The organism is Streptomyces mobaraensis, assembly GCF_020099395.1.
Taxonomy (GTDB): Bacteria; Actinomycetota; Actinomycetes; order Streptomycetales; family Streptomycetaceae; genus Streptomyces.
The window spans coordinates 5,268,315-5,293,605 of record NZ_CP083590.1 but is presented as its reverse complement, the minus strand read 5'-3'; the positions used below and the strand labels follow the sequence as shown (position 1 = coordinate 5,293,605).

21 protein-coding genes and 1 pseudogene are annotated in these 25,291 nt (G+C 74.8%); 13 read left to right on the top strand and 9 right to left on the bottom strand.

The features are described from left to right. Positions 1–7: 7 nt before the first annotated feature. The 3 genes from K7I03_RS23245 to K7I03_RS23235 form a co-directional block, all read right to left on the bottom strand. Positions 8–751: a zinc ribbon domain-containing protein gene (locus K7I03_RS23245; protein ID WP_185940747.1), complete on the bottom strand. Its 744-nt coding sequence runs from the start codon at positions 749–751 to the stop codon at positions 8–10. 13 nt (positions 752–764) lie between these two features. Further along, positions 765–1,619, bottom strand: a complete 855-nt coding sequence (locus K7I03_RS23240; protein ID WP_185940597.1) for a Nif3-like dinuclear metal center hexameric protein — start codon at positions 1,617–1,619, stop codon at positions 765–767. Positions 1,620–1,864: 245 nt separating this feature from the next. Then, on the bottom strand, positions 1,865–2,893 hold the full coding sequence (locus K7I03_RS23235) for an ABC transporter substrate-binding protein (protein ID WP_185940598.1): 1,029 nt from the start codon (positions 2,891–2,893) through the stop codon (positions 1,865–1,867). Positions 2,894–3,202: 309 nt separating this feature from the next. On the opposite strand from K7I03_RS23235, the gene K7I03_RS23230 reads away from it, so the two are divergent. Together K7I03_RS23230 and K7I03_RS23225 are read left to right on the top strand one after the other, a co-directional pair. After that, on the top strand, positions 3,203–4,312 hold the full coding sequence (locus K7I03_RS23230) for a hypothetical protein (protein ID WP_185940748.1): 1,110 nt from the start codon (positions 3,203–3,205) through the stop codon (positions 4,310–4,312). Between the two features lie 530 nt (positions 4,313–4,842). Continuing rightward, on the top strand, positions 4,843–5,001 hold the full coding sequence (locus K7I03_RS23225) for a hypothetical protein (protein WP_004951288.1): 159 nt from the start codon (positions 4,843–4,845) through the stop codon (positions 4,999–5,001). A 137-nt stretch (positions 5,002–5,138) separates the two neighbouring features. Here the strand turns inward: K7I03_RS23225 and K7I03_RS23220 are convergent, their stop codons facing one another. Continuing rightward, positions 5,139–6,005: a MaoC/PaaZ C-terminal domain-containing protein gene (locus K7I03_RS23220; RefSeq protein WP_185940599.1), complete on the bottom strand. Its 867-nt coding sequence runs from the start codon at positions 6,003–6,005 to the stop codon at positions 5,139–5,141. Positions 6,006–6,253: 248 nt separating this feature from the next. Here K7I03_RS23220 and K7I03_RS23215 point away from each other — a divergent pair, with 248 nt between their 5' ends. The 5 genes and pseudogenes from K7I03_RS23215 (at position 6,254) to K7I03_RS23195 (ending at position 11,061) form a co-directional block, all read left to right on the top strand. Further along, positions 6,254–7,474, top strand: coding sequence for a sensor histidine kinase (locus tag K7I03_RS23215; RefSeq protein ID WP_185940600.1), 1,221 nt, complete (start codon positions 6,254–6,256; stop codon positions 7,472–7,474). Further along, complete coding sequence (locus K7I03_RS23210; protein WP_185940601.1) at positions 7,471–8,076, top strand: response regulator transcription factor; 606 nt, start codon at positions 7,471–7,473, stop codon at positions 8,074–8,076. Before K7I03_RS23215 ends, K7I03_RS23210 begins: the two co-directional genes overlap by 4 nt. Positions 8,077–8,358: 282 nt before the next feature. Beyond that, complete coding sequence (locus tag K7I03_RS23205) at positions 8,359–8,955, top strand: class I SAM-dependent methyltransferase (protein WP_185940749.1); 597 nt, start codon at positions 8,359–8,361, stop codon at positions 8,953–8,955. A gap of 23 nt (positions 8,956–8,978) precedes the next feature. Further along, a complete protein-coding gene (locus K7I03_RS23200; RefSeq protein ID WP_185940602.1) occupies positions 8,979–9,977 on the top strand; it encodes an N-acetylmuramoyl-L-alanine amidase in 999 nt (332 codons plus the stop codon). Between the two features lie 201 nt (positions 9,978–10,178). Then, positions 10,179–11,061, top strand: a pseudogene (locus tag K7I03_RS23195) (hypothetical protein). A 74-nt stretch (positions 11,062–11,135) separates the two neighbouring features. On the opposite strand, the gene K7I03_RS23190 reads toward K7I03_RS23195, so the two are convergent. The 5 genes from K7I03_RS23190 to K7I03_RS23170 form a co-directional block, all read right to left on the bottom strand. Next, entirely contained in the window at positions 11,136–12,623 is a 1,488-nt protein-coding gene (locus tag K7I03_RS23190; RefSeq protein ID WP_185940604.1) for a M1 family metallopeptidase, read from the bottom strand. A 67-nt stretch (positions 12,624–12,690) separates the two neighbouring features. Next, the gene (locus tag K7I03_RS23185) at positions 12,691–13,242 is read right to left on the bottom strand and encodes a hypothetical protein (RefSeq protein WP_185940605.1); all 552 of its coding nucleotides are present in this window, start codon (positions 13,240–13,242) and stop codon (positions 12,691–12,693) included. 221 nt (positions 13,243–13,463) lie between these two features. Further along, positions 13,464–14,561, bottom strand: coding sequence for a prenyltransferase/squalene oxidase repeat-containing protein (locus tag K7I03_RS23180; RefSeq protein ID WP_185940606.1), 1,098 nt, complete (start codon positions 14,559–14,561; stop codon positions 13,464–13,466). Next, the gene (locus tag K7I03_RS23175; protein ID WP_185940607.1) at positions 14,558–15,346 is read right to left on the bottom strand and encodes a class I SAM-dependent methyltransferase; all 789 of its coding nucleotides are present in this window, start codon (positions 15,344–15,346) and stop codon (positions 14,558–14,560) included. Before K7I03_RS23175 ends, K7I03_RS23180 begins: the two co-directional genes overlap by 4 nt. Positions 15,347–15,833: 487 nt before the next feature. Beyond that, entirely contained in the window at positions 15,834–17,210 is a 1,377-nt protein-coding gene (locus tag K7I03_RS23170; RefSeq protein ID WP_185940608.1) for a glycosyltransferase family 4 protein, read from the bottom strand. A 364-nt stretch (positions 17,211–17,574) separates the two neighbouring features. Between K7I03_RS23170 and K7I03_RS23165 the strand changes: the two genes are divergently transcribed. The 6 genes from K7I03_RS23165 (at position 17,575) to K7I03_RS23140 (ending at position 25,143) form a co-directional block, all read left to right on the top strand. Further along, on the top strand, positions 17,575–18,189 hold the full coding sequence (locus K7I03_RS23165) for a TetR family transcriptional regulator (RefSeq protein WP_004953102.1): 615 nt from the start codon (positions 17,575–17,577) through the stop codon (positions 18,187–18,189). Positions 18,190–18,406: 217 nt separating this feature from the next. After that, on the top strand, positions 18,407–19,741 hold the full coding sequence (locus tag K7I03_RS23160; RefSeq protein WP_224347174.1) for a prenyltransferase/squalene oxidase repeat-containing protein: 1,335 nt from the start codon (positions 18,407–18,409) through the stop codon (positions 19,739–19,741). Then, on the top strand, positions 19,738–20,451 hold the full coding sequence (locus K7I03_RS23155) for an SCO2322 family protein (RefSeq protein ID WP_185940609.1): 714 nt from the start codon (positions 19,738–19,740) through the stop codon (positions 20,449–20,451). The genes K7I03_RS23160 and K7I03_RS23155 overlap by 4 nt, the downstream gene beginning before the upstream one ends. Next, positions 20,448–22,073, top strand: coding sequence for a CbiQ family ECF transporter T component (locus tag K7I03_RS34385; RefSeq protein WP_398857772.1), 1,626 nt, complete (start codon positions 20,448–20,450; stop codon positions 22,071–22,073). Before K7I03_RS23155 ends, K7I03_RS34385 begins: the two co-directional genes overlap by 4 nt. Then, positions 22,070–24,199: an ATP-binding cassette domain-containing protein gene (locus tag K7I03_RS23145; RefSeq protein WP_185940611.1), complete on the top strand. Its 2,130-nt coding sequence runs from the start codon at positions 22,070–22,072 to the stop codon at positions 24,197–24,199. Before K7I03_RS34385 ends, K7I03_RS23145 begins: the two co-directional genes overlap by 4 nt. Beyond that, positions 24,196–25,143, top strand: a complete 948-nt coding sequence (locus tag K7I03_RS23140; protein WP_185940612.1) for an ECF transporter S component — start codon at positions 24,196–24,198, stop codon at positions 25,141–25,143. Before K7I03_RS23145 ends, K7I03_RS23140 begins: the two co-directional genes overlap by 4 nt. The last annotated feature ends 148 nt before the right edge of the window (positions 25,144–25,291 follow it).

Sequence of the window (25,291 nt, the reverse complement as noted above, 5' to 3'; positions counted from 1 at the left end):
GTGCTGCCTACAGCCCCGACTCGGGGGTGCGGACCAGGATCCGGCGGCAGTTCTCACAGCGGACGACCGCGTCCGCGGCGGCGGCGCGCACCTCGTTGACCTCGGTGATGTTGAGCTCCAGGCGGCAGCCCTCACAGCGGCGCTGGTAGAGGCGGGCCGCGCCGACGCCGCCCTCCTTCTCGCGCAGCTTGTCGTAGAGCTTCAGCAGGTCGGCGGGGACGGAGTCGGCGACGAGGCCGCGCTCCTTCGTCACCTTGGCGACCTCGGCGTCGATCTCGGCCAGGGCCTCGTCGCGGCGCGCGACGGCCGCGTCGACCTTGCCCTGGACGGCCTCGACCCGGGCGGTCAGCTCGGTGACGCGCTCCTGGGCGGCCTCGCGGCGCTCCATGATCTCCAGGACGACGTCCTCCAGGTCGCCCTGGCGCTTGGCGAGGGAGGCGACCTCGTGCTGGAGGTTCTCCAGGTCCTTGGGGGTCATCCCGGCGCCGGAGTCGAGCCGCTGCTGGTCGCGGGCGGCGCGCTTGCGGACCTGGTCGACGTCCTGCTCGGCCTTGGACTGCTCGCGGGCGGTGTCGCTCTCCTCGGTCTGCGCGGCGACGAGGAGGTCACGGTGCTGGGTGAGGTCCCCTTCGAGGGCCTGGATCTCGGCGTGCTCGGGCAGGGACCGGCGCTTGTGGGCGAGCTGACCGAGGCGGGTGTCGAGGGCCTGGAGATCCAGGAGGCGGATCTGGTCGGCGGGCGCGGCGTTCAGTTGGGGGCTCCTCTTACTGGTGATCGGAGTGATCGGTGGGGGCGGAGGACGCCGCGTGGGCGGTCCAGGGGTCGGTGACCAGGCGCGAGACATGGGTGCGCAGGCCCCAGCCGTGCCGGTCGGAGATCTCGTCGAGCTGGGCGGCGGCCTGCTCGGCCCAGGGCCACTCGGTGGCCCAGTGCGCGGCGTCGACGAGGGCGAGCGGGCTGTGCTGCCGCGCCTCGGAGACGGGGTGGTGCCGCAGGTCGGCGGTGACGTACGCGTCGACGCCCGCGGCCCGGACCTCGTCGAAGAGGGAGTCGCCGGAGCCGCCGCAGACGGCGACGGTCCGCAGCACCCGCCGCGGGTCGCCGGCGACGCGGACGCCCTGCGCGGTCGCGGGCAGCCGGGCCGCGCAGCGCTCGCCGAACTCGGCGAGGGTCAGCGGCGTGACCGGCTCGCAGATGCGGCCGAGGCCGCGGCGGCCCGTGGGGTCGGTGGGATCCGGCACCAGGGGGCCGATGACCCGCAGGTCGAGGGCGCCGGCGAGGGCGTCGGAGACACCCGGGTCCGCGCGGTCGGCGTTGGTGTGGGCGACGTGCAGCGCGATGTCGTTCTTGATCAGGGTGTGCACGGCGCGGCCCTTGAAAGTGCCGGCCGAGACCGTGGTCGTCCCGCGCAGATAGAGGGGGTGGTGGGTGACGACCAGGTCGGCGCCGAGCTTCACGGCCTCGTCGACGACGTCCTGGACGGGGTCCACGGCGAAGAGGACCCGGCCGACGTGGGCGTCGGGGTCGCCGCAGACCGTACCGACGGCGTCCCACTGCTCGGCCCGCTCCGGGGGCCAGAGGGCGTCGAGGGCGGCGATGACTTCAGACAGTACGGGCACGGGGAAAGGCTACCTGCCCTTCGGGGGCGGAGGGCTTGCGTCCCGTTGGGGGGTCCTTACGGGGGTGGGGTGCGGTCCGTGGGAGGTGCGGCCTGTAGGGGGTGCCGGGGCGGGCGCGACTTCGTCGCGGGGAGGGTGCCCCTGTCCCGCCCTTTCACCGTTTCTTGCGGGGGGCGCCCCCCCGCACCCCCGAGCACGTTTCGCGTGCTGTCCTCAAACGCCGGACGGGCTGGATCGGCGCCCCCTTACTTCACCAGGAAGCCCCGCAGATCGTCCAGCACGCTGTTCGCCGCCGTGACCCCCAGCCCCAGGTACCACGTCTCGTCACTGACGTCGCGGGCCCGCCCCTCCTTGACCGCCTTCAGGTTCTTCCACAGCGGGTTGTCGCGGGCGACGTCGCGCTTGGTGCGGTCGGGGGCGCCGTAGACGCCGGTGAAGATCCAGTCGGCGTCGGCCTGGTCGATCTTCTCGGGGCCTATCTGCACGGCGAGCTCGTCGGCCTGCTGGTTCTTGGGGCGGGGCAGGCCGGCGTCCTTGAGGACGGTGCCGATGAACGACTTCTGCGCGTACAGCCGGGTGAACTGCGGCATGTAGCGGACCATGCTGATGGTCGGCTTCTTCTCGCCGACGTCCTCGCCGAGCTTCTTCGCCTTCGCCTCGTACGCGGCGAGGTTGGCCTTGGCCTTCGCCGTCTCGTCGAGGGCGGCGGCGTTGAGGAGGTAGTTCTCCTTCCAGGTGAAGCCGGGGCGGACGGAGAAGACGGTCGGCGCGATCTTCGACAGGTCCTTGTAGTGCTTCTCCGCGCGGAGCTTGCTGCCAAGGATCAGGTCGGGGTGGAGGTTGTTGATCGCCTCCAGGTTGAGGCCGTTGATGGTGCCGACGCTCTTGGGGTCGCCGGCGTCCTTGCGCAGGTACGACGGGATGCCGTCGCCGCCCTCGGCGGGCGCGTAGCCGACGGGCTTGATGCCCAGCGAGACGACGTTGTCGAGCTCGCCGACGTCCAGGACGACGACCCGCTTCGGCTTGGCCTTGATCTCGGTCTTGCCGAGCGCGTGGGTGACGGTCCGGGGGAACTGCCCGGCGGCGGCGTCGGTGCCCATGTTCCTGGTGAGGTCGGCGGCCTTGCCGAAGTCCTTGCCGCCCTGGGCCACGTCCTTCGACCCGGCGCCGCCGTCCTTCCCCTTGTCGTCCCCGTCCGATCCACAGGCCGTCAGCGAGAGCGCGGCGGCGAGGGCGAGGGCTGCGGCGGCCGTACCGCGGCGGCGGAGGGGCATGAGAGCGCTCCTGGGGCTGTGGGGTGCCGGAGGTACCGGCCTGACGGTTAGGGCACCCTTACCTTAGACGGTCCGGGCGCCGCGCCACCAAGGGGGACGGACCTGCGCAAGAGAGGCGAGACCCCCGCAAGCACACCCACCCCTCCTCCCTCCGGCGAATCGGACAACCTCCACCCTTACGCGTGAAGCCGTCTCACTCGCAGGGTGGGGCCCCCGGCGCGAAAACTACGTTCTGTGCCGGAGGTGACGTTTCTCATGACGGTCTGTGCCCCCCAGAGCACTCCGGAGACCACTCCCCGGCGTGCGCCGATGGACTCCCGACGCCCGGCGTTCACCATCGCGGCCGACGGCTCGTACGCCGCGTGGCTCGCGCTCAGCCGGGCCACGGGCGGCTGGTTCCCGGAGCGCTGGACCCTCGACGGCCCCGAGCCGTACGCGGTCCCGCTGCCCGGCACCCAGCCCGAGGAACCGGACAGTGAGGTGCTGCCGCTCACCGACGGGAGGGTGCTCATCCGGCGCCGGGTGGCCGAGCGGTACGCCCTGTCGCTGCTCTACCCCACCGGCCCCGGCACCGGCGAGCTGCCGCTCGGCGCGATCGAGTGCCCCTACCTGTCGCTGCTGCCGCCCGCGCCGGACGGCCTCTCCGCGTACGCCCTGGTGCACGGCGAGCGGACGACGACGCTGTGGCGCGTGTACGGCTCGCCCGCCGGGCCCGAACTGCTGGCCCGGGTGCCCGGCCGCTGCTCCGGCGGCGCCTGGCTCGACCGGCCGGGCCGGCTGCTCGCCCTCGACCGCGAACTGGACGGGCTCACCAAGGCCGTCGTCGTCGACCTCGGCCGCGGCGGGGAGACCACGCCGCTGCTGCAGATCGCCGAGACGAGCAACGACCGGTTGGTGCTCGCCGACCCCGACAGCGGCCTGCTCCTCGTCCGGTCGGACGCGCCCGGCGAGGAGCGGCTGGGCTGGGGGGTGCTCGGCTCGGCGCGGCCGGTCCGCTTCCCCGAGTGCCTGCGGCAGCCCGGCGCGGCGGTGACGCCGTTCGCCGTCCAGCCGGGGCAGACGCTGACCCCCGAGGCGTGCTCGGTGGCGTTCCGCGTCGACCGCGAGTCGGGCACGTCGGTGGGCGTCTGGCGGCCCGCGGAACGGCAGTTGCGGCAGTTCCCCGGCCCGCTGGGCTGGGTGGCCGGCGCCGGACTGTGGACCGCCGACGGGGAGCTGCGCCTGCCGTACGCGACCCCGCACGTCCCCTGCGGGCTGGCCCGCCTCCGCCTGCCGGACCCGGAGGGGGGAGAAGGAAGCGGGATCGGTGGCTCCCTGGGGGAGATGACGGAGAACGGGGGATCCTCGGCTCCCCGGCCGGTGCCGCTCCAGCAGGCGCCGCTCCGGCAGGCACCGCAGCCGCACGCCCGGGTGCGGTAGGGGCGGGCGCGGCGGCCGGGTGTGGTGGTGGTGCGGGCGCCACGGCGGTGGTGCGACGACGGCGGTGGTGCGGGCGCCACGGCGGTGGTGCGACGACGGCGGTGGTGCGGCGGCCGGGCGTTCGGGGGTGCCGCTCAGGCCGGCCGCTCGGGGGCCGCTCAGGCCGGCCGCTCGGGAGGGGCGCACCCCCGGCCGTAAACGCCAAGCAGGCCGGTAGAGCCCCGGCCGGAAACCGGGGCGCCGCCCAGCGGCGGCCGGGGGAGAAAGGGCGGAGCCGGGGCGGCCCCGGCGGCCGCCCGGGGGGTGGCTCACGCGATCAAGGTCCCGTTAGACTTCGGGGCCGGGGGTTGCGCACGTGGTACCGGCGGAGCACCGCGGTGCGCCGAACGACCGCGCGCGGTACGGGCGTTGACCGAACCCAGGGACGGCACCTACGGGTGCCACCCGAGGGCGGCGTCCATGGGCGCCGGCCGGCGCCGAGCCCCCGACGCGCAGAGTACGCACCCACATCCCACGGAGTGACTCCCGACATGTCCGAAGCCCGAACCGACACGACCGAGGCGCGCCCCCTGGAGGCGTCCGCCCAGGCCGCAGCCGCCGGCTCCGGCAGGCACCGCGGCCCGGCGTCGTCCGACGACGCCGGCGGTCCCGCCCACGGCAAGCACCGGCGCACCGCCGAAGCCGCCTGACGAGCGGGTCCCGGGAGACCAGCGGCTCCCGAGAGCAGCACGGCCCCGGCGGCGGGGCGGGCCCGACCGGCCCGCTCCCCGCCGGGGCCGCGCCGTCTCCGGGCGACGGGAGGCGGGAGACAGGCAGCGGCCCGGTCTCAGACGTGGTCGACGACCGTGTCCGCCAGCACCTCCGCGTCGTCCCGCTCCACGACCGTCACGGACACCTGGACCCGCCCGGGGCCGGGCGTATCGCGCCACATCCGCACCCGCAGCGTCTCCCCCGGGTAGACGACCCCGGCGAAGCGGGTGGCGTACGAGCGGACCCGGTCGACCCGCCCCTCCAGCACCGTGTCCACGACCGCCTTGAGGGTCATCCCGTAGGTGCAGAGCCCGTGCAGGATCGGCCGGTGGAAACCGGCGCGGGCGGCGAACTCCGGGTCGGCGTGCAGGGGGTTCCAGTCCCCCGACAGCCGGTAGAGCAGCGCCTGGTCCTCGCGGACGGCCCGCTCCACCACCAGGTCCGGTGCGCGGCCGGGGAGTCCGAGCCGCGCCGACTCGCCGCGCTCACCGCCGAAGCCGCCCTCCCCGCGGACGTAGATCCGCGCATCGCCGCGCCAGAGCGGCCCGTCCACGTCGTCGACGTCGGTGCGCAGCACGATGACGGCCGCCTTGCCCTTGTCGTACACGGCGGCGACGCGCGAGGTCTGGGTGACGCCGTCGGCGCGGACGGGCAGCGGCCGGTGCAGGGTGATGTGGTGCCCACCGTGGAGCACCCGGGCGAGGTCGACGTCGATGCCGGGCGTGGAGAGCCCGGCCGCGAGGGCCATCCCGCCGCCCGCCACGGTGGCGAAGGAGGGCAGGACGTGCAGCCCGCTCTCCAGGGTGTAGCGGAGCTCGGCGGGGTCGGTGGCGGGGACGCCCGCGCCGATGCCGAGGTGGTAGAGGAGGACGTCCTTGTGATCCCAGGAGAGGGAGACGGTCCGCGGTTCGGCGGCCGTGGCCTTGGCTGCGTCGATGGGCATGGAGAGGGACTCCTTCGCCGGCACGGGACAACGGGGACAGAGGGGGTAACGGGACAGCGGAGCAAGGGAACTGAGAAGGCAACGAGAACACGTTCCACCAACCGGTCCCTTATAACCGCTCCGCCGCGGCAGGGGAAGCTTCCCGCGCCCACCACCCCTGCCCGGCCCACCCCGGGACAAATGTCACCGCCTTCCCCATACATCCGGCATCTGCGCAGGTCACAACGGCACTGCCTAGGATGCGACGTATGAAGCGCATGGGCGAGGAAATCGAACAGATGAAGGCGCCCGGCAGGCGGGCCTTCATCCCGTGGCTCTTCGCCCTCAGCGGCGACACCGTGCACATGCTCCTCGGCGACATGCCGCTGCCCTGGCTCGCCGGACTGGGCGAACTGGCCTTCGCCGGCCTGTACGTGACCGCCGTCTTCGCCGCCCTCGACGAGCACCGGCGCTACACCCGCGTCCCGGTCCTGGCCCTGATCGGGCTGGCCGCGCTCGCGTTCGCCCTCAACATGGGCTACGGCGCCTACTGGCAGATGTGCTTCCCTCTGCTGTCCGTCGCCACCGGCATGGTGCTGCGCCACCGGCAGCGCCTGATGGCCGCCGCCCTGGGCACGCTCGGAGTCACCTGCGGACTGTCCTGGCTGGTCCGGCCCGACGACGACAGCGCGGGCAGCGTCCTCGCCGTCAGCTGGGGGACGGCCCTGGGCGGCCTGGTCGCGGCGGCCGTCCTCAACCTCTTCGAGACCATCGCCGTCCTGCGCGACACCCGCGAGGAACTGGCCCACGCCGCCGTCGAACGCGAGCGCCTGCGCTTCTCCCGCGACCTGCACGACCTCCTCGGGCACACCATGTCCGTGATCGTCGTCAAGGCGGAGGCGGTACGCCGGCTCGGCCCGCGGAACCTGGAGGCCGCGCTCGGCCAGGCCGCCGACATCGAGGCGGTCGGCCGCCAGGCGCTCACCGAGATCCGCGAGGCGGTCACCGGCTACCGCGAGGGCAGCCTCACCACCGAGCTGGACAACGCCCGTTCGCTGCTCGACGCGTCCGGCATCACCGCCGAGATCCGGCAGTCCGGCCCGCCGCTCCCCCCGCAGACCGGGGTGCTGCTGGGCTGGGTGGTGCGCGAGGGCGTCACCAACGTCGTCCGGCACAGCGGCGCCTCGCGCTGCGAGATAGAGGTGCGCGGCAAACCCGACCGGGTACACCTGGAAATCACCGACAACGGCACGGGCGTAGGCTCGGCGGAGCCCTCGGCCACGCCTACGGGCGGCAACGGCCTCAAGGGCCTCACCGAGCGGCTGGCCACCGCCGGCGGCTCCCTGAGCGCCGGGCCCGACGGCCGGCGCGGCTTCCGGCTCGTGGCCGAACTCCCGGTGGACGAGGAGCCGTACGCCAAACCAGGCGACCCGAATGCGAACAGCGACCAGAGCGGCGACAGGCGCGGCGAGAAGGAGCGAGCGGCGTGATCAGGACACTGCTGGCCGAGGACCAGGGGATGATGCGGGGCGCGCTCGCGCTGCTGCTCGGGCTGGAGGACGACATCGAGGTCGTCGCCCAGGTCGGCAACGGCGACGAGATCGTGCCCACCGCCCTCGAAACGCGTCCCGACATCGCCCTCCTCGACATCGAACTGCCCGGCCGCAGCGGCCTCGACGCGGCGGCCGACCTCCGGCAGCGGCTGCCCGAGTGCCGGGTGCTGATACTCACCACCTTCGGGCGGCCCGGCTACCTCCGCCGCGCCATGGAGGCCGGTGCCTCCGGCTTCCTCGTCAAGGACGGCCCCGTCGAGGACCTCGCCGCCGCGATCCGGCGCGTGCTCGCCGGTGAACGCGTCATCGACCCCGCGCTGGCCGCGGCGGCGCTGAGCGCCGGGCCGAACCCGCTGACACAGCGGGAACGGGACGTCCTGACGGCGGCGGTGGACGGCGCGACGGTCGCGGACATCGCGGCGAAGGTGCACTTGTCGCCCGCGACGGTGCGGAACTATCTCTCCGCCGCCATCGGCAAGACGCAGACGCGGAACCGGATGGAGGCGGTGCGGGCCGCTCGGCAGAACGGGTGGTTGTAGGGTGCCCCGGTCCCGCCCCTTCGCCGATTCCTGGGGGCAAGCCCCCAGACCCCCTTGTCCTCAAACGCCGGACGGGCTGACTTTCAGCCCGTCCGGCGTTTGAGGACGAGCGGCGGAGCCGCGAAAAGCGGGGTCTGGGGCGCAGCCCCAGGAATCGGCGAAGGGGCGGGCCTGGGGCACAGCCCGCCGCAGGCGCCCCACCGCTCACCCACCGACCACCGAAGGACGACCGTGCCCCCCAAACCCGAAACCCTGACCGCCTTCGAAGAAGCAAAAGGCTTCATGCCCCTGGACGAGGGCCTCGCCCTCCACCAGGCAGCGCAGACCGCGGCCGCCGAACTCGGCCGCCCCCTCCTCGAAGTGGGCACCTACTGCGGCCGCTCCACCCTCCTCCTCGCCGACGCCGCCCGCGAGGCCGGGACGACGGTCGTGACCGTCGACCACCACCGCGGCAGCGAGGAGCAGCAGCCCGGCTGGGAGTACCACGACACGTCCCTGGTGGACGACGCCCCGGGCGTCGGCCGGATGGACACGCTGCCGACGTTCCGCAGGACGCTGTACCGGGCGGGCCTGGAGGACCACGTGGTCGCGGTCGTGGGCCGCTCGCCGCAGGTGGCCGCGTTGTGGGGGACGCCGCTGGGGCTGGTGTTCATCGACGGCGGGCACACGGACGAGCACGCGACGGCGGACTACGAGGGCTGGGCGCCGCACCTCGCGCAGGGCGGGCTGCTCGTCGTCCACGACGTGTTCCCGGACCCGGCGGACGGCGGCCAGGCCCCGTACCGGGTGTACCTGAGGGCCCTGGAGTCGGGTGGGTTCACGGAGGTGTCCGTGACGGGGTCGATGCGGGTTCTGCGCCGGACGGGCCCCGCGATCTGACGGGCGGCGCTAGCATCGCCCGAGTGTCCTACGGCAGCTCTTCTCGTCACTCCGGCCGCCTCCGGCCCGCCCGGCGCGCCCGCCGCGCCCGTCCGGCCGTCGCGGCCCTGACCGCCCTGCTGCTGGCGGGGGCCGCGGGGTGCGACGACGGTGACGGCCCGGCCGACGGCGCCAAGGCGTCCGCGCCGCCCGGTGGTTCCCCGTCCGCGTCGGCCGGCCGCTCCCCCGCGGCCGTCCCGCCGTCGTCGCCGCCACCGGAGGCGAAGAACGCACCGCCGTCCCCGTCCGACTCCCCGGAACCGCCGAAACCTTCCGCCCCACCCGCGGGCGACGGCGGCGGCGACGGACCGCTCCGCGGAAAGGTCGTCGTCATCGACCCGGGGCACAACATCCACAACCAGCAGCACACGGCGGAGATCGACCGGTCCGTCGACATCGGCACCGGACGCAAGGAGTGCGACACCACCGGCACCTCCACCAACTCCGGTTACGCGGAGGCAACGTTCAGTCTCGACGTCGCCCACCGCATCCGGTCGATCCTCCAGGCGCAGGGCGCGACGGTCACCCTCACCCACGACGGCGACCGGCCGTTCGGCCCCTGCGTCGACGAACGGGCCGCGATCGGCAACAAGGCGCACGCCGACGCCGCGCTCTCGGTGCACGCGGACGGCGCCGCCCCCGGCCAGCGCGGAGTCCACGTGATCCTGCCCGCCAAGGTCAAGGGCGGCCGGGCGGACACCGCCCCGATCGTCGATCCGTCGAAGGAGCTGGGCGAACGCGTCCTCGGCCGGTTCGTCCAGGCGACCGGAAGCATCCCGTCCAACTACATCGGCCACAACACCGGCCTGGACGTCCGGAGCGACCTCGGCGGCCTCAACCTCTCCACCGTGCCGAAGGTGTTCATCGAGTGCGGCAACATGCGCGATCCGCAGGACGCCGCCCAACTCACGGACGACGGCTGGCGCCAGAAGGCGGCGCAGGGGATCGCGGACGGCATCCGGGAGTTCGTCCTGAGCCGGTAGCGAGCCGCCGGCTCGTCAACCGAGCCGTATAACGGCAGGCCACGGCCGTGTCACGAGGTCGAAACGAAGAGGCGCCCTGGACGCCGGGGCGATAGGTTCCCCCGTACGATGGGGGGCCGCGTTCGTCCGCGCCCTCCCGTCTCGCGTCCGGCGACAGCGACGAGACCGACCGATTCTGAAGGCACTGACAAAGGATTTCAGGTGAACTTCCGCTCCCTCACTAGAGGCGACGGCGTGGTGATCGGAGCAGCGGTGTTGCTGTTCATCGCGTCGTTCCTCAGCTTCTACTCCCTTGACTGCAGCGGTCTGGAATGCAGTGCCATCAGGGAAAAGTACGAGTACAACGGCTGGAAGAGCGACCTCTTCCCGGTGCTGCCCGCTATCTTCCTCTCCGGAGTCATCGCCGCCGCGTTGATCGTCGCCGCGCGGTTCCAGCCGGCCGACCGCAAGGTCGGGGGCCTCGCCCTCGACCAGTGGGGCACCGCGTTCACCGTCTTCGCCGCCTGGTCCTCCCTGTGGGCGCTCGGTGGCGGCGGTGAGGGCCGTTCCGCCGGTGTCGGCCTGATCCTCGGTCTGATCGCCAACCTCGTGATGGCCGCGGCCGCCCTCTTCACCCAGCGCGTCCCCGCCCTGAAGGCCCCCCTCCTCGGCGCCCCCACCCCCCAGGTCCAGTCCCCCTACGGCACCGGCGCGCACCCCGGCTACGGCTACCCGGGCCCGGGCGGTCCCGGCGGTCCGGCCGGCGGCTCCTTCGGGGGGCAGCCGTACGGCGCGCCGCAGCCGGCCGACCAGTCCGGTCCGCAGCAGGCGGCCGCGCAGCCGGCCGCCGGTGGTACGGGCGGGGGTCCCGGCGGCGGGTGCGCAGGCTCCGGCCGCGGGCGGTTCGGACTTCGCGCCGTTCTGGTTCGCGGTGCCGGTGAACCGTCCGCTGTTCCCGGAGGACGGCGGCCAGACGCCGATCGCCGAGCTGGCGCCGGGCACCTGGTACCTGGCCGTGGACCAGCGCGGCGCCGCGCTCGTCGCGCAGACGCAGGACGGCCGTCGCGGCGTCCTCCAGGACACCTCGGGCATCCAGCGCGGCTGACGCGCCCGCGCTCCGTCGCACGAGAAGGCCCGCCGGGGAGCCCGGCGGGCCTTCGCCGTTCCCCCGCCACCGCGCTAGCGGTGGTCGGGCTTGGCCGCCTTGAAGAGCCAGGTGTCGAAGAGGTCGCCCAGGTCACGGCCCGCCTTCTTCTCGCAGAGCCGGATGAAATCGTCGGTGCCGGCGTTGCCGTACCGGTGGTCGCGCGCCCAGGTGCGGAGGATGTCGAAGAACGTCGCGTCGCCGACGGTCTCGCGCAGCTTGTGCAGCACCATCGCGCCCCGGCCGTACACGGGCCGGCCGGATATCGTCTCGGCGGTCGGATAGGCGGGCGGGAAGGCCCAGATGTCCTCGCCCTCCTCGCCGCGGCTCTCGGGGTCCCTGCCGTCGTAGTAGTCGTCGAAGATCTGCCGTTCCGTGCGCTTCTTCTGCTGCTGCGCCTCCCACATCCACTCGGTGTACTGGGCGAAGCCCTCGTTGAGCCACATGTCGCGCCAGGTGCGCGGGGTGACGGAGTTGCCGAACCACTGGTGGGCCAGCTCATGGACGATGATCTTGTCCTTCGGCGGCTTCTCGTAGTACGGCTTGGTCTGGGTCTCCAGCGGATAGTGGACGTATGGGTTCCGGTCGATGACCGCGCCGGACGACGCGAAGGGGTACGGGCCGAACAGCTTCTCCTCCCACGCCAGCACCTTGGGCACCATCTCCTTCATATGCCGCCCGGCCGCGTCCTCCCCCGCCGCGTAGGCGATGTACACCGGCACGTCGCCCTTGCCCCCGCCCGCCGGGGCCGTCGTCTCCAGCGTCTTGAACTCGCCGATCGCCACGCTCGCCACATAGCTCGCCATCGGCTCGCCGCTGTGCCAGCGGAAGGTGGTCCAGTCGTCCCCGTGCTCGTCCTTGACCGTCTTCGTGCCCCGCGACTCGCCGTTGGCGACGGCGGTGAAGCCCTTGGGAACGGAGACGGTGAAGTCGTACGCCGCCTTGTCGGACGGGTGGTGGTTGCCCGGGAACCAGGCCATCGAGCCCTCCGGCTCGCCGAGTCCGACCGCTCCGTGGTCCGTCTCGACCCAGCCCTCCGTGGCGCCGTCCCGGTCGCGGATCGTCTTCGGCCGGCCCTCGTAGGCGATCTCCGCGCGGAACTCCCGGTCCCTGGCGAGCGGGTGCGCCAGTTCGATCCTGAGCTTGGTGCCGGAGCGGGAGGTCTTCGCGGGCTTCCCGTCGACCTTGGCGGACGTCACCTTCAGTCCTGTCAGGTCGAGGGTGAACGCGCTCAGTTCCTTCGTCGCGCGGGCGGTGATGACGGCGTTGCCGTCGAGGGCGTTGCCGTCGGGCCGGTAGTCGAGGGTCAGGCCGTAGTGCCGTACGTCGTAGCCGCTGTTGCCGAGGGTGGGGAAGACCGGGTCGCCGACGCCCGTCCCGCCCTCCTCCGGGCCCCCGCCGCCCCCGCCCCCGCCGTCGCAGCCCGTGACGAGCACGAGGACCAGGGCGAGCGGGAGGGCGAGAGCGGCGGGCGGCGTCCGGTACGGCACCGAGCGGGGGGCGGCTTCCGGCGTCCGGTTCATGGGCCCCATGCTGTCATCGGCTCCCGGCCGGCCGCCGGGGCCGGGAACCCCGGCGGGCGGCTATCGGTCAGCCCTTCTGGAGCTCGCCCGCCGACGGCACCTTGTCCGTGACGGGGGCTCCGGCGCTCTTGCCCGCGTCCTTGACCTTGTTGATGACGCTGTCGACGGAGTTCACGTCGCCGTCGGTGGCGTCGCCCTTGCGGAGCTTGGTGCCGAGCCCCTTGAGGGAGTCGATGCCGGCGTTGACGGGGGCCAGGGCCTTGGAGAGCGTCGGGTCGCCCTGGGCATTGCGGGTGGCGGCCTTGAGGCGGTTGTAGGTGAACACCCCGGCCAGGCCCGCCTTGACGAGGGCGCCCGTACGGCCGTCCGCCCCCTTCTTGAACGCGCCGTTGCGGTACGGCTTGATGATCCACTGGTAGGCGGCGCCGGACGCGAGCCCGGCGTTGGCGACGAACCGGGTCTTGGCGAATTTCTGCTTCTCGATCGAGCTCGTCGGACTCGCCTCGCCGGCGGACTTCTTCTCCTTCTTGTCGCCGCCGCAGGCCGAACCGGCCAGCAACAGGCCGCAGACCAGCGGCAGGACGACAACGGTGCGGCGGGCACGGGCACGGTCGGACACGCTTGCCTCCGGGGCCGGCGGGCACGGTACGGGACCAGCGTGGCCCGCGCGGCGGCCCGGCGCATCCGGACCGCATCGTTCGGGCTACCGGGTGCGGACGTACACGTCGGAAACGGGCCAGATCCGGGCGGGGGACCTCAGCTCCTCCCCCGGCCCCCGCCCGTACCGCCTCGGCCCGCGTCCGTAGGTCCTCGGCCCCCGCCCGTACGGCCCGGCCGGCGTCAGCCGCAGCAGTCCGGTTCCAGGCCGCGGGGCAGCCGTTCGCCGCCGAACACCGCCGTCGTCGCCTCGTCGCCGCCCAGCGCGGCCACCGCCAGCAGCAGCGAACCGGCCGTCCAGGTGGTGAGCTCCTCGGGCCACACGGCGTCGTCCTCGAAGACGTAGCCCGTCCAGTACATGCCGTTGTCGGCGCGCAGGTGCTGGATCCAGCGGAGGATCTCCAGGGCCCGGTCCGACTCGCCCATCACCCAGAGGGCGAGGGCGAGTTCGCAGCTCTCGCCGCCGGTCACCCAGGGGTTGGGCAGGACGCAGCGCACGCCCAGGCCGGGGACGACGAAGCGGTCCCAGCCCTCGGCGATGCGCGCCGCGGCCTCCGGGCCGGTGACCGCGCCGCCGAGCACCGGGTAGTACCAGTCCATGGAGTAACGGCTTTTGTCCAGAAACCGCTCCGGGTGCCGGCGTATCGCGTGCGCCAGCAGACCCGTGGCGAGCTCCCAGTCCGGCTGCGGCTCCTCGCGGTGCTCGGCGATGGCGAGGGCGCAGCGCAGTGCCTGGTGGATGGAGGACGAGCCGGTGAGCAGGGCGTCGGTGACGTCGGCGCCACCCCCCTCACCGTCCGCCGCCTCCCGCTTCCAGCCGATCTGGCCGCCCGGCTGCTGGAGGGTGAGGACGAACTCGACGGCGGCGAAGACCGTCGGCCACATGCGGTCGAGGAAGGCGTCGTCGCCGGTGGAGAGGTAGTGGTGCCAGACGCCGACGGCGACGTACGCGACGAAGTTGGTCTCGCGGGCGCGGTCGGTGGGCTCCCGGTGGTCGCCGTCGGCGTACGCGGCGTACCAGGAGCCGTCGGGGTTCTGGTGCTCGGCGAGCCAGCGGTAGGCGGCCTCGGCGCGGCCGTGCTCGCCCGCGGTGTCCAGGGCCATGGCGGCCTCGACGTGGTCCCAGGGGTCGAGGTGGTGGCCGCGGAACCAGGGTATGGCGCCGTCCTCGCGCTGCCCGGCGGCGATGCCGGCGACGGTCGCGTCGAGCTGTTCGGCGGTCAGGACGCCGGGGAGGACGAGGCGTTCGAGCCGGCCGGGGCGGCGGCTGTGGGTGGTCACGCGCGGTCCTCCGCGGACGAGCCGGAGGTTGCGGAGGCGGCGGCCTCGGCGCCCGTCGCGGCGTCGGCCGGCAGGTGCGGCTTGGTCGCGTAGGCGACGAAGCTCTTGCCGATGACCGGGTTGAGGACCTGCTCGGCGAGGCGCGTGGCCGCCGGCTTCTTCATGATGTCCCAGACCAGCAGCTTGTGGTACGCGCGGACGGGCAGCGCCTTGTCGTTGTCGACGCCGAAGGCGCACTTGAGCCACCAGTAGGGGCTGTGCAGACCGTGCGCGTGGTGGGTGCCGTACGGCTTGAGCCCGGCCTCCTCCATCTTGCGCAGCAGTTCGTCGGCCTTGTAGATGCGGATGTGGCCGCCCTCGACCTCGTGGTAGGCGTCGCTGAGCGCCCAGCAGACCTTCTCGGGACCGTAGCGGGGCACGGTCACGGCGATCCGGCCGCCCGGCTTCAGGACGCGGACCATCTCGGCGAGCACGCCCTTGTCGTCGGGGATGTGCTCCATGACCTCGGAGATGATGACGACGTCGAAGCTCTCGTCGGGGAAGGGCAGGGCCAGGGCGTCGCCCTCCATGGCGGTGGCGGTGGCGCCGGCCGGGGCCTCGCCGGCCTCCTTCATGGCGGCGAACCACTTGGCGACCTCGCGGATCTCGTCCGCGTTGCGGTCGAGGGCGACCACCCGGGCGCCGCGCCGGTAGCACTCGAAGGCGTGCCGGCCCGCACCGCAGCCCAGGTCGAGGACGCGGTCGCCGGCGGCGAGCGGGAAGCGGGAGAAATCGACGGTCAGCACGGAGGTCTGCTTTCGTCCGACGGGGCAGGTCAGTGACGGTCGGCGCCCGCCCGGGCGGGCTGCCGCGCGGAAGCGGTGCCGCCCCGTGGGGGCGGCGGTCGGTCGGTTCCCGGGGGGAACCGTCCGGTGTTCCAGGGGCGTTCGGCCCCTGGAGGGCGTTCTGGTCCGGGCCGTTCGGACCCGGGTGGTTGGGATCCTGGGAGCCGATCGAACCGGGGCCGTCCTTCGGCCCCTAGGAGCCGTTCGGACCCTAGGAGCCGTTCGGACCCTAGGAGCCGTTCGAACCCTAGGGGTTCGGGCGTCCCCAAGGGGCCGGTGGTCCCCAGGGGACCGGCATCCCTCAAGGGCGGTCCGCCCCCTGCGGGCCGATTCGCCCCCGAGGGTCCGGCGCCCCGGAGGGGATCCGCCCCGCGGGGGCGCCTGTCCCCCTACGGGATCGTTTCTCCCCACAGGTGCGGCCGTCCCCCTACGGGTGCTGTCCCGCCCCCTACGGGCGGGCGCGGGAAGTCCGTACGGGCAGCGGGCCCGCGCCGCTGCGGGCCCGGGCTCTCGCCGCCGCGGCCCGCTCGATCGAGGCCCGGTAGCGTTCGGCGGTCCCGATGGCCGCCTGCCGCCAGGTGAAGCGGGCGAGCACCCGCTCGCGTCCGGCGGCACCGAGGCGGCGGCGCAGTTCCCCGTCGCCGAGGAGCCGTTTCAGGGCGCCGGCGAGGGCGTCCGCGTCGCCCGGCGGGACGGCGAGGCAGGTCTCGCCGTCGGGGCCGGCGACCTCGGGGATCGCCCCGCCGGTGGTGGCCACCAGCGGCGTCCCGGTGGCCATGGCCTCGGCGGCGGGCAGCGAGAAGCCCTCGTACAGCGACGGCACGCAGGCGACCTGGGCGCCGCGCACCAGGTTCACCAGCTCGGCGTCGCTGATGCCCTTGACGAACTCCACGGCGCCTTCCAGCCCGTACGTCTCGATGGCCCGCGCCACCGGCCCGTCGTCCGCGCGCCGGCCGACGACGACGAGGTGCGCGTCCGGGTTCTCCGTCCGCACCTTCGCCAGCGCCTCGACCAGGTACACCAGGCCCTTGAGCGGGACGTCGGCGCTGGAGGTGGTGACGATCCGGCCCGGGATCACGGGGACCGACGGGTCGGGCGAGAAGAGGTCGGTGTCGGCGCCTATCGGCACCACGTGGACGCGCTCCGGGCGCACCCCGAGGTGGTCGACGATCTCCTGCCGGGACGAGCCGGAGACGGTGACGATCGACGGCAGGCAGCGGGCCACCCGCTCCTGCATGCGGGTGAAGCCGTACCAGCGGCGGACGGAGAGCCGGCGCTTCCAGTCGTCCCCCGCGGCGTCCAGCTCCAGCCGTCGGTCGACGGTGACCGGGTGGTGGACGGTGGTGACCAGCGGGGCGCCGAGGTCGGCGAGCAGGCCGTAGCCGAGCGTCTGGTTGTCGTGGACGACGTCGAAGTCGCCGCGGCGGGCGGCCAGATGGCGCCGGGCGCGCAGCGAGAAGGTGAGCGGCTCGGGGAAGCCGCCGGTCCACATGGTGCCGACCTCCAGCGCGTCGACCCAGTCGCGGTACTCGTCGCGCTTCGGGGTGCGGAAGGGGTCGGGCTGCCGGTAGAGGTCCAGGCTGGGGAGCTCGGTGAGGGTGACGCCCTCGTCCAGGACGGGGTACGGCTGGGCGCCGATCACCTCGACGGAGTGGCCGAGCCGGGCCAGTTCGCGGGAGAGGTGGCGCACGTAGACGCCCTGGCCGCCGCAGAACGGGTTGCCCTTGTACGACAGCAGCGCGATGCGCAGCGGCGCGTCGTCCCCGGCCGGGGACACCGCGGGGAGCGGACGTGACCCGACTGCCTGGGCGGTCTCAGCGGTCACTCGCGGCCCCCATTCTTCCTGCGGTTCAGCGGGAGCGTAACCGCTCCCGATTCTCTAGAACAAGTTTCACTATCCCGGCCGGCTGGGAAACCGGCGGAACGCCCGACAAGTCCAGAACGTACCCGAGCCACCGGCGGGCGGCGATACGGACCGCTCCCACCCGGGCCACAGCGCGCCCCCGACGCACTCTCGCGCGCCCCGGCCGGGTTGGACCCGCCCCCACCGCGCCTCACCCCGTCCGGCCGCGGACCTGGGGCGCGGGCCGGCCGGGCCGCTAATGTGGAACACGTTCCAGTGATTCGCGTCACTGAACCGCGCCCTGCCATCATGCTGGCGACCGCCCCCTGCAGAGGAACGCACCGACGTGGGACAGAAGACCGCAGACCCGAGAGCCGCCTCCGCCCCGGCCGCCCCGCTGACCCAGCGTCAGGAGGCACGGCGGCGCAGCATCCTCGCCGCCACCACCCGGCTGGCGAGCCGCGGCGGCTTCGACGCGGTCCAGATGCGCGAGGTGGCCGAGTCGTCGAACGTCGCCCTGGGCACGCTCTACCGCTACTTCCCCTCCAAGATCCATCTGCTGGTCGCCACCATGCAGGACCAGTTGGAGCAGCTCCACGAGACGCTGCGCAAACGCCCGCCGACGGAGACCGACCCGGCCGCCCGCGTCGCCGGCACCCTGATGCGCGCCTTCCGCGCCATGCAGCGCGAACCGCACCTCGCCGACGCCATGGTCCGCGCCCTGACCTTCGCCGACCGCTCGGTCAGCGCCGAAGTGGACGCGGTCTCCCGGCTGACCACGGCGATCATCGTCGACGCGATGGACCTGCCGGTACCGCCCGGCCCGGAACAGCTGTCGGTGGTCCGGGTGATCGAGCACACCTGGCACTCGGCACTGATCACCTGGCTGTCGGGGCGGGCGTCCATCGCCCAGGTGAAGATCGACATCGAGACGGTGTGCGGCTTGATCGGACGACGCTGAGCGGTACCGGTGCGCGGCGCTGAGCAATACCGGCGGCTCGGCCGCCTTGTGGCCGGCACCGCGCGGCGGCGCCGAGCGGTGCCGACGGGCGCCTTGGACCGGCCCCGCCCCCGATCGGCCCGCAGCCCCGGCCCCCTCCCCCCGCCCGGTTAAAGTGGGCACAAATCGACAAGAGCGCCCACGCCGCCGCCGCGACCCCGAGAGGCACCCCACCCCCATGGCTCCCTCCCCCGCCGCCCGTACCCGCAGGGCCACCCGTCCCCGTAGCGGCGCCCTGGCCCGCAAGGGGGCCGTGGTCCTGGCCGGCGCGGCCGTTCTGAGCGCCGTCGCCGTCCCGGCCGCCCTCGCCGACGCGTCCCCGTCGGCCCCCTCCTCCTCAAGTGCCGCCCCCGGCCTCTACGGCAGTGCCGACCCGAAGTTCGACGGCGTCTTCCGGCAGTCGCTGGCGTTCCTCGCCCAGCACTCCATGGGCGTCACCCCGGCCAGGCCGGCGATCGACTGGCTGGCCGGGCAGCAGTGCGCGGACGGCGGGTTCCCGGGCTTCCGGGCCGACACCGGGAAGCCGTGCGACGCGGCCAAGGACGAGTTCCCCGACCAGACCGCCGCCGCCGTGCAGGCGCTCGCGGCGGTCGGCGGGCGCGGCGAGCAGGTCGAGAAGGGCCTGGCCTGGCTGAAAGGCCACCAGAACGGGGACGGCGGCTGGGGCATGAACCCCGGCGCCGAGAGCAACGCCAACTCCACGGCCGCCGCCGTCGGCGCGTTCGCCGCGGCCGGCCAGGACCCGGCGAAGGTCCGGTCCAAGGACGGCAAGAGCCCCTACGACGCGCTCCTCACCTTCCAGCTCGGCTGCGACGCGCCGGAGGGTGAGCGCGGCGCGTTCGCGTGGGCGCCGCAGAAGGGCAAGCTCAACGCCGACAACTTCGCGTCCGCCGCGGCCACCACGGCCGCCACGGCCGCCCTCGGCAAGGGCTACCTCGTCGAACCGGTCGGCAAGGAGGACAAGCCCGTCCAGCCGCTCGCCTGCTCCGGCGGCGACGAGAAGGCCAAGCCGAAGGACGCGCCCGCCGCCGCCGCGGCCTCCGCCGCGTACCTGGCGAAGAAGCTCGACGCCGGCCGCGGCCACCTGGAGGCGTCCATGCCCGGCGCCCCCAAGGGCCCCGACTACGGCACCACCGCCGACGCGGTCACCGCGCTCGCCGCGGGCGGCCACCGCGAGGCGGCCGGCAAGGCGCTGGACTGGCTGAAGTCGGCCGACAGCAAGACCCTGGCGTGGGCCGAGGGCGACAACCGCAAGGGCGACCCCGGCCGGCTGGCCAAGCTGGTGCTCGCGGCCCGCGCGGCGGGCGCCGACCCGCGCGACTTCGGCGGCACCGACCTCGTACAGAAGCTGAACGCGACCGGCCCGGCCCCGGAGTCCGTCGCGAAGTCCGACGAGAAGAAGAACGACGAGAAGGACTCGTCGTCCGGTAACTGGTGGTTCGTGGCCGTCGCCTTCGTCGCCGCCGTCGGCGTGGGCTTCCTCTTCAGCAACCGCCGGAAGAAGCAGCGGTGACCGCTGTCCCCTCCTTCCGCACCACCGCGGCCCGGCTGCTCGCCGGCCTGCTGGCGGTCCTCGCCGGGGTGACGGCCGCCGCGCCCGCGCACGCGGCCGGCTACCGCTACTGGTCGTTCTGGCAGGCCGACGGCAAGAAGCAGGCCGACGGGAAGGACGGGAGCCACGGCTGGACGTACGCCACCCAGGGCCCGTCCACGGCCCGGCCCGGCGACGGCGACACCGTCGGCTTCCGCTTCGCCGTCAGCGCGGACTCCTCCGACGCGACGAAGCCGCGTACCGCACCGGACTTCGCCGCCGTCTGCGACCGGACGCCCGCCCGGGGCGGCGGCAAGCGGATCGCCGTCGTCCTTGACTTCGGCACGCCCGCCGACGCCCCCGGCGGCGAACGCCCGCCCGCGGCCCGGACCGCCTGCGCGCGGGTCGCGGACGACGCCTCGGCCGCCGACGCGCTCGCGGCCGTCGCCAAGCCGCTGCGCTACAACTCGGCCGCCCTGCTGTGCGGCATCGAGGGCTACCCGCGGACGGGCTGCGGCGAGAAGGCGGACGCCACCGCGCCGAAGTCCGAGAGGCCGAAGTCCGAGAAGCCGAGGGCCGAACCGGCGGATGACGGAGGCGGCCCCTCCGCCGGCCTGATCGGCGGCGTCGCGGCCGTCGTCGCCCTCGGCGCCGCCGGCGTGTGGCAGGCGCGCCGCCGGCGCGCGCGGTGACGCCGGCGCTGCACCCCGGCGCGTGGTGGATCTGGGCGCTGGGGCTGGCCGCCGCCGCGTCCCGGACGACCAACCCGCTGCTGCTGGCGCTGCTGGTGGCCGTCGCCGGGTACGTGGTGGCGGTCCGGCGCACGGACGCGCCCTGGGCGCGGAGTTACGGGGCGTTCCTCAAGCTCGGGCTCGTGGTGATCGGCATCCGGCTGCTGTTCGCGTTCTTCCTCGGCTCCCCGATCCCCGGCACCCACACCGTCGTCGTCCTCCCCGAAGTCCCGCTCCCCGACTGGGCGCGGGGTGTGCGGCTCGGCGGCCGGGTGACGGCCGAGGGTCTGCTGTTCGCCCTGTACGACGCCCTGCGGCTGGCCGCCCTGCTGGTCTGCGTGGGCGCCGCCAACGCGCTCGCCAACCCGGCGCGGCTGTTGAAGTCCCTGCCGGGGGCGCTGTACGAGGCGGGGGTCGCGGTCGTCGTCGCCATGACGTTCGCGCCGAACCTCGTCGCGGACGTCCAACGGGTGCGCGCCGCGCGGCGGTTGCGCGGCCGGCCGGACCGGGGGTTCGCCGGCCTGCTCCAGGTGGGGCTGCCGGTGCTGGAGGGTGCTCTGGAACGTTCGGTGGCCCTGGCGGCGGCCATGGACGCGCGCGGCTACGGCCGCACCGCGCAGGTCCCGCCCTCCGTCCGGCGCACCACGGCCGTCCTCACCCTGGGCGGCCTGCTGGGTGTGTGCGCCGGCACGTACGGGCTGCTGGCCGACGAGGGCGCCGGGTACGGGACACCCCTGCTGCTCGCCGGCGTCGCCGCCGCCCTGGCCGGACTGCGGCTGGGCGGCCGCCGCTCGGTCCGCACCCGCTACCGCCCGGACCGCTGGGACGCGGCGGCGTGGCTGGTGGCGGGCTCGGGCGCGGCGGTGACGGCCCTGATGGTGTGGGCCGGCACCCGCGCCCCGGAATCCCTCCACCCCCCGGCCGTCCCCCTGACGTCCCCGGCCCTGCCCTTGTGGCCCGCGCTTTCCGTCCTCGTCGGCCTGCTGCCGGCCCTGCCCCTGCCCGGGCGGCGTGGCGGGGAGGGCCGGGAGCGCGCGCCCCGCGACCGGGGCCGGCCCTCACCCGGCCCGGGACCCCGGGCGTCCGGCCCGGGCCACCCGGCCGCCCCGGACGCCGCCCACGGCCCGGCCCGGGACACGGCGGCACCGCCCGCCGGGCGCGGCGGCACGTCCTCGCACCGGGGGGACCACCCGTCTCCGTACGGATACGAGTACGGGTCCGGGTACGGGTCCGGGTACGGCAACCGGCCCGGCGCTGACGGGAATCCGTCCCTCGCCCCGGGCCACCCGTCCGCGAGCCCGGAGGGCCGGCCGGGCTCCGCCCCCGCCCCTGCCACACCGGGGCCGGTGGACCACACACCGGCCTCCGACCGGCACCCGCGCACCCCTGACCGACCGCAGGCGGCCCCGAGCCGTCCGGCGCCGGACGGGGACGGCAACCGGCCCGGCACCGGCGGGGATCCGTCCCCCACCCCGGGCCGCCCGGCCGCCGGCGCGGAGCCGTCCCGGGTACGTCCGGCCGCCGCCCCCGCCACTCCCACGGCCACCCCCACCGCAGCACCCCGAAGGAGCCGCACCCGGTGATCCGCTTCGAGCAGGTGACGGTGACGTACCACGACGCCGCCGCGCCGACCCTCCGGGATCTCGATCTGACCGTTCCCGAAGGGGAGTTGTGCCTGCTGGTCGGGCCGTCCGGGGTCGGGAAGTCGACGCTGCTGGGTGCCGTGAGCGGGCTGGTGCCGCACTTCACCGGCGGGACGCTGCGCGGCCGGGTCACCGTCGACGGACGCGACACCCGGACCCACCGGCCGCGTGAACTCGCCGACGTCGTCGGCACGGTGGGGCAGGACCCGCTCGCGCATTTCGTCACCGACACCGTCGAGGAGGAACTGGCGTACGGCATGGAGTCGTTGGGGCTGCCCGCCGACACCATGCGCCGCCGCGTCGAGGAGACCCTCGACCTGCTCGGCCTCGCCGACCTCCGCGACCGCGCCCTGCGCACCCTCTCCGGCGGCCAGCAGCAGCGCGTCGCCATCGGTTCGGTGCTCACGACGCACCCGCGCGTCCTGGTGCTCGACGAGCCGACGTCCGCGCTCGACCCGGCCGCCGCCGAGGAGGTCCTCGCGGTGCTGCAACGGCTCGTCCACGACCTCGGCACCACCGTGCTGCTGGCCGAGCACCGGCTGGAGCGGGTGGTGCAGTACGCGGACCGGGTGGTGCTGCTGCCCGGGCCCGGTGAGCCGCCCGTCGTCGGCGGGCCGGGCGAGGTGATGGCCGTCTCGTCCGTGCACCCGCCCGTCGTCGCCCTCGGCCGGCTCGCCGGCTGGTCCCCGCCGCCGCTGACCGTGCGCGACGCCCGGCGCGCCGCGGCGCCGCTCCGCGCGCGCCTCGCGGACGTCCCGCCGCCCGCCGCGTCCGCCCCGCCGGCCCCGGCCGCGGCGGACGCGCCCCGCGGTCCCTCCCGTTACTTCCGCCGCTTCCGGCGCGGCGCCCCGGCCGCGCCCCCGGCCGGCACCCCGGCCGCCCAGGTGACCGGCCTGGCCGTCCGGCACGGCCGGGTGGACGCCCTGCGCGGGGTGGACCTCACCGTCCGGCCGGGCGAGACGATCGCCCTCATGGGCCGCAACGGCGCCGGCAAGTCCACGCTGCTGCGCACCCTCGTCGGCATGCACGAGCCGGCCCGCGGCACGGTCGCCGTCGGCGGTGCCGCCCCGCACCGCACCGGCCCGCGCGAGCTGCTGCGGCACGTCGGCCTCGTCCCGCAGGAACCCCGCGACCTGCTCTGCGCCGACACGGTCGGCGCCGAGTGCGCCGCCGCCGACCGCGACGCCTCCGCCACCCCCGGCACCTGCCGCGACCTCGTCTCCGGCCTGCTCCCCGGCGTCCCCGACGACGCCCACCCGCGCGACCTCTCCGAGGGCCAGCGGCTCGCGCTCGCCCTCGCCGTCGTCCTCGCCGCCCGGCCGCCGCTGCTGCTCCTCGACGAGCCGACGCGCGGCCTGGACTACGCGGCGAAGGCCCGCCTGGTCGAGATCCTGCGCGGCCTGGCCGCCGAGGGCCACGCGATCGTCCTGGCCACCCACGACGTGGAACTGGCCGCCGAGCTCGCCCACCGCGTCGTCGTCCTGGCGGAGGGCGAGATCGTCGCCGACGGTCCGACGGCCGACGTCGTCGTCGCCTCCCCGGCCTTCGCACCGCAGGTGGCGAAGGTGCTGGCGCCCCTGCCGTGGCTGACCGTCGCGCAGGTGCGGGACGCTCTGGGGGCGGCGGGGGCGGGGACACGAGCAGGGGCAGAGGCAGGGGCAGCGGCGGGCGCGTCGGGGACGGACGTGCCGGGGAGACCCCCGGCAGGGCCGAACCCGACGGGACCGAACCCGTCGAGGCCGGCCTGGTCCGGGACGAATCCGACGGGACCGGTCCTGCCAGGAACGGACCCGGCAGGGACGGACCCGACAGGGACGGACCCGTCGCGGTCGGATCCGTCGCGGTCGGACCGTACGGAACGGGACGCGCCGGGGAAGGGCCTGTCAAGGTCGGGATCCAAAGGACCGGACGCACCGGCGGCGGACCCGTCAGGGCCCGACCCCACAGGACCGGACCCGTCAGGGCCCGACCCCACAGGACCGGACCCGTCAGGGCCCGACCCCACAGGACCGGGCCCGTCAGGGCCCGACCCCACGGGACCGGGCCCGTCCGGGGTGCCCTCGTGACCGCGCCGGCCCGGCCTCGCGTGACGGCTCAGGCCCGCGCCGTCCGCCTCGGCCGCCGCTCCGCCGTGGCCCTGCTGCTCCTGACCGTCGCGGGCGTCATGGCGTTCGGCTGGCCGCTGCTGGCGGCCCCGGCGTCCGGGCTGGCGCACTCGCGCGACGCGCCCTGGCTGTTCGCGGCGCTGCTGCCACTGCTCCTCGCCGTCGTCGTGGCGACCATCGCCGACACCGGCCTGGACGCCAAGGCCGTCGCCATGCTCGGCGTCCTCGCGGCGGCGGGCGCGGCGCTGCGCCCGCTGGGGGCGGGGACGGCCGGGATCGAGCCGATGTTCTTCCTGATGGTGCTGGCGGGACGGGTGCTGGGGCCGGGCTTCGGGTTCGTCCTCGGGGCGCTGTCGATGTTCGCGTCGGCGCTGCTGACCGGCGGGGTCGGGCCGTGGATGCCGTTCCAGATGCTGGCCATGGGCTGGGTGTCCCTGGGCGCGGGCCTGCTGCCGGGCGCGGACCGGCTGCGGGGCCGCCGCGAGCTGCTGATGCTGGCGGCGTACGGCGCGGTGGCGTCGGTCGGCTACGGCACGGTCATGAACCTCCAGGGCTGGCCGTACATCGCCGGTCTCGGGACGGGCGTCTCCTTCGTCCCGGGCGACCCGCTGGGCGACAACCTGGCCCGCTTCGCCGCGTACTGCCTGACCACGTCCCTGGGCTGGGACCTGCCGCGCGCGGCGGTCACCCTGGCCGCGACGCTCCTCCTCGGCCCGGCGGTACTCAAGGCACTGCGGCGGGCGACTCGCCGGGCCGCGTTCGAGGCACCGGTGGCGTTCGAGGCGCCGGTGACGTCCGGCGGGACGGCGGCATCCGACGGGGTGGCCGCGGCCGACGGGATGGCGGCGGCCGAAGAGCCGGCGCCGGAGAGCGGTCCCGCGCGGGGCCCAGACGGCGGCGCGTAGAACGGACGACGGGCGGGCGACGGGCGGGCAGCGGGCAGGCGGCGGCCGTCGCAGCGGGCGGGCGGGCGCCGCCGTCACGCGGCCACCCCATCGCGCCCCGGCGCCCCCCTCACGCCGTAGCGGCCCCCATCACGCCGTAGCGGCCCCC

What these genes read in the sequence shown, in the direction of transcription:
- K7I03_RS23235 (WP_185940598.1), bottom strand. Translation starts at nt 2,893, where the DNA reads ATGCCCCTCCGCCGCCGCGGTACGGCCGCCGCAGCCCTCGCCCTCGCC.
- K7I03_RS23230 (WP_185940748.1), top strand. Translation starts at nt 3,203, where the DNA reads ATGGACTCCCGACGCCCGGCGTTCACCATCGCGGCCGACGGCTCGTAC.
- K7I03_RS23225 (WP_004951288.1), top strand. Translation starts at nt 4,843, where the DNA reads ATGTCCGAAGCCCGAACCGACACGACCGAGGCGCGCCCCCTGGAGGCG.
- K7I03_RS23220 (WP_185940599.1), bottom strand. Translation starts at nt 6,005, where the DNA reads ATGCCCATCGACGCAGCCAAGGCCACGGCCGCCGAACCGCGGACCGTC.
- K7I03_RS23215 (WP_185940600.1), top strand. Translation starts at nt 6,254, where the DNA reads ATGAAGCGCATGGGCGAGGAAATCGAACAGATGAAGGCGCCCGGCAGG.
- K7I03_RS23205 (WP_185940749.1), top strand. Translation starts at nt 8,359, where the DNA reads ATGCCCCTGGACGAGGGCCTCGCCCTCCACCAGGCAGCGCAGACCGCG.
- K7I03_RS23190 (WP_185940604.1), bottom strand. Translation starts at nt 12,623, where the DNA reads ATGAACCGGACGCCGGAAGCCGCCCCCCGCTCGGTGCCGTACCGGACG.
- K7I03_RS23160 (WP_224347174.1), top strand. Translation starts at nt 18,407, where the DNA reads ATGGCTCCCTCCCCCGCCGCCCGTACCCGCAGGGCCACCCGTCCCCGT.